Here is a 6,308-nt window from a genome sequence, read left to right as displayed (position 1 = left end):
CCGCGCGCGGTTGTTACGGGCCGCGAGCGCTCAGAGGCGCTCGGGCGTCCGGATGCCCAGCAGGGACATCCCCTGCCGCAGCGTGCGGGCGGTCAGGTCGCTCAGGAAGAGCCGGTTCTCGACCTGGGCCGGGCCGTCCTCCGCCTTCAGGACCGGGCACTGGTCGTAGAAGGTCGTGAAGTGGGAGGCCAGCTGGTAGAGGTACGCGGCCAGCTTGTGCGGCTCGTACGACGCGGACACCTCGGCCAGCGTCTCCGCGAACTGGTGCACGTGCAGACCCAGCAAAACAATAGGCGGGGGCCAGCGGCAACTCCGGGTGGGGAACCGGGGACTGCGTCTCGTCGGCGCGGCGCAGGATCGACTGGATGCGGGCGTACGCGTACTGGAGGTAGACCGAGGTGTCGCCGTTGAGCGAGACCATCTGGTCGAGGTCGAACTTGTAGTCGCGGGAGGCGGAGGTGGACAGGTCGGCGTACTTCACCGCGCCGATGCCCACCTGGCCGCCGCGCTCCAGGATCTCCGCCTCCGTGAGGCCGAGCTTCTCGCTCTTCTCCCGGACCACGGCCGCGGCCCGCTCGCTCGCCTCGTCCAGCAGGTCCTCCAGCCGGACCGTCTCGCCCTCACGGGTCTTGAACGGCTTGCCGTCCTTGCCGAGGACCGTGCCGAAGGCGAGCTGGACGGCGTGCACCTTCTCGTTGAGCCAGCCGATGCGGCGGGCGGTCTCGAAGACCATCTTGAAGTGCAGCGACTGCCGGGCGTCCACCACGTACAGCAGGGTGTCGGCCTGGAGGTTCTGCACCCGGTCGCGGATCGCGGACAGGTCGGTGGCCGCGTAGCCGAAGCCGCCGTCGGACTTCTGGACGATCAGCGGCACCGGGTTGCCGTCCGGGCCCTTGACGTCGTCGAAGAAGACGCACAGCGCGCCCTCGGAGCGGACCGCGACGCCGGACTCCTCCAGCAGGCGGCAGGTCTCGGCCAGCATGTCGTTGTAACCGGACTCGCCGACCACGTCGGGGTCATGGACCTCGATGTCGAGCTTCTCGAAGACCGAGTAGAAGTAGATCTTCGACTCGTCCACGAACTTCCGCCACAGGGCGATCGTCTCCTCGTCCCCGGCCTGGAGGTCCACCACCCGGCGCCGGGACCGGTCCTTGAACTCCGTGTCGGAGTCGAAGAGCGCGCGCGCCGCCTTGTAGAGCCGGTTCAGATTGGACATCGCCTCTTCGCCGGAGGCGGCGTCCTTGTGGTCCAGCTCGTGGGGGTGCTCGATCAGGTACTGGATGAGCATGCCGAACTGGGTGCCCCAGTCGCCGATGTGATGGCGCCGGATCACCTTCTCGCCGGTGAACTCCAGGATCTTGACCACCGCGTCGCCGATCACCGCCGAACGCAGATGGCCGACGTGCATCTCCTTCGCCACGTTCGGCTGGGCGTAGTCGATCACGGTCGTGCCCGCGTCCGCCGCGAACGGGACGCCGAGCCGGTCGTCGGCGGCGCGCGCGGCGAGGGTCGCGGTGATGGCCGAATCCGCGACGGTGATGTTGAGGAAGCCGGGGCCGGAGACCTCGATGTCGGCGATCACCGAGTCGGGGTCGGCGGAGGACGGGGCGACCGGAAGGCGCTCCACGACCTTGCCCGCCAGCTCGCGCGGATTCCCCTTCAGCTGCTTCGCCAGCGCCAGCATCCCGTTGGCCTGGAAGTCGGCCCTGTCGCTTCGTCGCAGCAGCGGGTCCGCGGAACCGGCCTCCGGCAGGGCAGCCGTGAGGGCGTCCGCGACGCGCTGGTGGACCGAAGCGGCAAGGGAGGGGACCGAGGCCATGGGTGAGGTGCCGTTCCTATAGAGGGCTGGGTTACCAATCTGGCCACCCCAGTATTTCATGGGCCGTCCAACCCTTTCTCCGGGCTGTGGACAGCTGTGGATAACTCCGGATGTGGATGACGACAACCTGTGGGCAACCCCGAAGGCCCCTCCTCCGTCTGGGACAATGGTCGGTGCCATGACCGCAAGGAAGGAAGTGCCGACCGTGGCTCAGAGCACCGAGACCGACTGGGTCTCCCGATTCGCCGACGAGGTCATTGCCGAGGCGGAGCGACGCGCGCCCGGCAAACCGATCGTCTGCGCCTCGGGCCTCAGCCCGTCCGGCCCGATCCACCTCGGCAATCTGCGCGAGGTCATGACGCCGCACCTGGTCGCCGACGAGATCCGGCGCCGTGGGTACGACTGCGTCCACATCGTGTCCTGGGACGACTACGACCGGTACCGGAAGGTCCCGGCCGGGATCGATCCGTCCTGGTCCGAGCACATCGGCAAGCCGCTGACCTCCGTCCCGGCCCCGCCCGGCTCCTCGTACCCGAACTGGGCCGAGCACTTCAAGGCGCCGATGATCGAGGCGCTGAGCGCGATGGGCATCGAGTTCCACGGCATCAGCCAGACCGAGAAGTACACCTCGGGCGCCTACCGCGAGCAGATCCTGCACGCGATGCACCACCGCGAGCAGATCGACGCCGTCCTCGACCGGTACCGCACCAAGGACAAGCCGGGCGCGAAGGACGCGAAGAAGCAGCAGCAGAAGCAGCAGAAGCCGGTCGACGAGGCCGAGCTGGAGGCCGCCGAGGGCTCGGGCGCGGCCGCCGAGGACGACGGCAGCGCGGGCGGCGCCGGGTACTACCCGTACAAGCCGTACTGCTCGGTCTGCGAGCGCGATCTGACGACCGTGACCTCGTACGACGACAAGACCACCGAGCTGACCTACACCTGCGCCTGCGGCCACGGCGAGACCGTGCTGCTCAGTGAGCACAACCGCGGCAAGCTGGTCTGGAAGGTCGACTGGCCGATGCGCTGGGCGTACGAGGGTGTCGTCTTCGAGCCGTCCGGCGTCGACCACTCCTCGCCCGGCTCCTCGTTCGTGGTGGGCGGGCAGATCGTGCGCGAGGTCTTCGGCGGCGACCAGCCGATCGGCCCGATGTACGCGTTCGTGGGCATCAGCGGCATGGCCAAGATGTCCTCCTCCAAGGGCGGCGTGCCCACCCCGGCCGACGCGCTGGAGATCATGGAGGCGCCGCTGCTGCGCTGGCTGTACGCGCGCCGTCGGCCGAACCAGTCCTTCAAGATCGCCTTCGACCAGGAGATCCAGCGCACCTACGACGAGTGGGACGCCCTGGAGCGCAAGATCAACGACGGTTCGGCGCAGCCCGCGGACGCCGCCGCGTACAGCCGTGCGACCCGCACGGCCGGCGGTGAGCTGCCCCGCACCCCGCGCCCGCTGCCGTACCGGATGCTCGCCTCCGTGGTGGACATCACCACCGGGCACGACGAGCAGACGCTGCGCATCCTGGGCGAGCTGGACCCGGCGAACCCGGTGACGTCCCTGGACGAGACCCGGCCGCGGCTCGACCGGGCCGAGCGCTGGATCACCACCCAGGTCCCGGCCGAGCAGCGCACCCGGGTCCGGGACGAGCCGGACACCGAGCTGCTGGCCTCGCTCGGCGAGACCGAGCGCGAGTCGCTGCGGCTGCTGCTCGACGGGCTGGACGAGCACTGGTCGCTCGACGGGCTGACGACGCTGGTCTACGGCGTGCCGAAGCTCCAGGCGGGGCTGTCGGCGGACGCCAAGCCGACGCCGGAGCTGAAGGTCGCCCAGCGGGCGTTCTTCGCGCTGCTCTACCGGCTGCTGGTCGGGCGGGACACCGGGCCGCGGCTGCCCACCCTGCTGCTCGCGGTGGGGGCGGACCGGGTGCGCAAGCTGCTCGCGGCCTGAGCCCGGGCGGCGGTGACGGCGTGAGCCGGGCGGGCCCGCGGCCCGCCCGGCTCATGACGTTCTCAAGGCCCTGATCCCGCGCTCTACGGGATGTGCTCCGCCTGCATCTCCGTGCGGTAGCGGTCCTTGTAGTCGTTCACATAGCCGGTCAGCTCGTCGTTGCTGAGGTCGGCGACGCCGTACGCCTCCCGCAGCCGCTGCCCGAACTGGTACGCGGAGGGGAAGCGTCCGTTGTCGGCGAGGTACTGGCGGTAGGTCGCGTAGAACACCTCGTCGCGCGGGACGTCGTCCGGCATCTCCGCCGCGGCGGGCGCCCCCGGCTGCTCGTACTCGACGTACGGCTGAGGCTCCTGGCCGCGCTGCTCCGGGACGTACGCGCCCTGGGCGTTCCCCACGCCCTGGCCGCCGAGCTGGCGGACCCGGTTGGGTCCGACCGGCACGGTGACCTGCGGCTGCTCGGGCTGCACCGGTTGCTGGGGCTCACCCGGCTGCTCGTGCTGCGCCGGATGGGAGGCGGCGGCGGGGTCGAACGGGACGGCGCCGCGGCCGTCGTGGTCCTGACCCGTCGGCTGCTGGTACACCGGCAGCGGCAGCGAGAGCGGCAGTTCCTGCGGCTGCTGTGGTTGCGGCGGCTGCTGCTGCCCGGGGACGGCGCCGAAGCCGGTGCCGTCGGCCGCCCCGTAGACGCCGGGCTGTCCATTGGCCGCGCCGTAGACGCCCGGCTGCCCGTTGGCCGCGCCATAGACGCCGGGCTGCCCGTTGGCCGCTCCGTAGGCACCCGGCTGCACTCCCGGGTACGCCGCGTCCGTCCGCCCGGCCCCGCCCCCCGCGGTGCCCGACGGCAGCGCGGCGGGGGAGAAGGCGCTCGCCTCCAGCCCGGCCGCCTCGAGACCCGCCGGGGCGGTGTCCGACAGCGGTACCCCGTAGCGCGCCAGCCGCAGCGGCATCAGCGCCTCCACCGGGGCCTTACGGCGCCACTGCCGCCCGTAGCGGGCCTGGAGCCGGGTCTGGTAGACCAGCCGGTCCTGTTCCAGCTGGATGACCTCGTCGTAGCTGCGCAGCTCCCACAGCTTCATCCGGCGCCACAGCCGGAAGGTCGGGATCGGCGCCAGCAGCCAGCGGACGATGCGGACCGACTCCATGTGCCGGTCGGCGGTGATGTCGGCGATCCGGCCGATCGCGTGCCGGGCGGCCTCGACGGAGACCACGAAGAGCACCGGGATGACGCCGTGCATGCCGACGCCGATCGGGTCCGGCCAGGCGGCGGCGCCGTTGAAGGCGATGGTCGCCGCGGTGAGCATCCACGCGGTCTGGCGCAACAGCGGGAAGGGGATGCGGATCCAGGTCAGCAGCAGATCCAGGGCCAGCAGGACGCAGATCCCGGCGTCGATCCCGATGGGGAAGACGTTGGCGAAGGCCCCGAAGCCCTTCTTCTCGGCGAGGTCGCGGACCGCGGAGTAGGACCCCGCGAAGCCGATCGCGGCGATCACCACCGCCCCGGCGACGACCACGCCGATGAGTATTCGATGCGTTCTTGTCAGTTGCATCGCGGCCACCCGCGATCCCTCCCCGTCCTTGGCGATAAGCCTTGGCATGCAGCGCGCCCAGGGTCGCATACACGTCAATCGCCACGGACGGGAAGGGTGCGGCGGCGACGGCTAGGCGCCGCCTGTGGAGTCCTTCGAGTCCTTCGAATCCTTGGACTTGCCGGCGGACTCGGAGCCGCCGGAACTCGGGGAACCCTTGCCGCCACCAGCGCCGTCGCCGCCCTTCTCGACGGATTCGACGACCTCCTTGGCCGCGGCCTTGGCGTCGTCCATCAGCTTCTTGGCGTCCGGCGCCTTCTCGGTCTCGTACCCCGCACCGGTGTACTCGATGGTCACGACGACGTTGGCGGTGCGGGCGACGACCGTCTGGTTCCGGTACTCGTCGCCGTCCTTCTTCGCCTCGCTACGGACGGTGGTCGCCGCGTCACCGATGGCCGTCTTCTCGGTCTTGGGGTTCTTCACCCCCTTCGCGGAGGATGCCTTGCTCGCCTGCTGGGTGGCGTAGTCCTGGGCGCGCTTGTCGCCCGTGCCGAGCCCGGCGTCGGAGTCGAAGAGCTTCATGGAGAGGGACAGCGAGCGGTACTTGAAGCCGTCGAGGCCGTTCCACAGGCAGGTGGCGGAGGTGTTGGTGTCACCCGAGGGAAGGGCCTTGCCCTTCTTGGTCTTCGCCTTGGGCACCAGCTCCTCGATGGTCTTGCCCGACAGGGCCGAGCACACATCGGGGAGCTTGCTGAACTTTGCCGCCGCGACGGACGGCGACGCACTGGGTGAGGAGGGTCTCGATGAACTCTCGGCGTCCTTTTTGTCGTCGGAGCCGGAGGAGCAGCCGGCGACGAGCATGACCGGCACGGTCGCGCAGGCGAGTATTCGGGCGAGTCGCGGGGCTGAACGGTGCATGGTTCCTTCGCTCAATCTCTGTCGATGGGCGGTGGTACCGCCCGCGTCATTACCGGCACGGTACGCGGCCGATCGCGGGCGGCCCAATCCCCGAGGTCTCCCGCCC

Annotated in this window: 3 protein-coding genes and 1 pseudogene; 1 reads left to right on the top strand and 3 read right to left on the bottom strand. The window is 70.3% G+C overall.

The window, feature by feature from the left end; all coding sequences use genetic code 11:
- Positions 1 to 30 precede the first annotated feature (30 nt).
- A pseudogene (gene argS, locus SSOG_RS19745) lies at positions 31 to 1,819 on the bottom strand (arginine--tRNA ligase).
- 178 nt (positions 1,820 to 1,997) lie between these two features.
- Here argS and lysS point away from each other — a divergent pair.
- Positions 1,998 to 3,758: a lysine--tRNA ligase gene (gene lysS, locus SSOG_RS19740; protein WP_009716012.1), complete on the top strand. Its 1,761-nt coding sequence runs from the start codon at positions 1,998 to 2,000 to the stop codon at positions 3,756 to 3,758.
- Between the two features lie 83 nt (positions 3,759 to 3,841).
- Here the strand turns inward: lysS and SSOG_RS19735 are convergent, their stop codons facing one another.
- Together SSOG_RS19735 and SSOG_RS19730 are read right to left on the bottom strand one after the other, a co-directional pair.
- Positions 3,842 to 5,305: a DUF2637 domain-containing protein gene (locus SSOG_RS19735; protein ID WP_039941387.1), complete on the bottom strand. Its 1,464-nt coding sequence runs from the start codon at positions 5,303 to 5,305 to the stop codon at positions 3,842 to 3,844.
- A gap of 111 nt (positions 5,306 to 5,416) precedes the next feature.
- Positions 5,417 to 6,202, bottom strand: coding sequence for a hypothetical protein (locus tag SSOG_RS19730; RefSeq protein ID WP_039938119.1), 786 nt, complete (start codon positions 6,200 to 6,202; stop codon positions 5,417 to 5,419).
- Positions 6,203 to 6,308: the final 106 nt, after the last annotated feature.

Source organism: Streptomyces himastatinicus ATCC 53653 (assembly GCF_000158915.1).
GTDB lineage: Bacteria > Actinomycetota > Actinomycetes > Streptomycetales > Streptomycetaceae > Streptomyces > Streptomyces himastatinicus.
The sequence above is the reverse complement of the archived record's forward strand: the minus strand, read 5'-3'. Positions and strand labels throughout refer to the sequence as shown.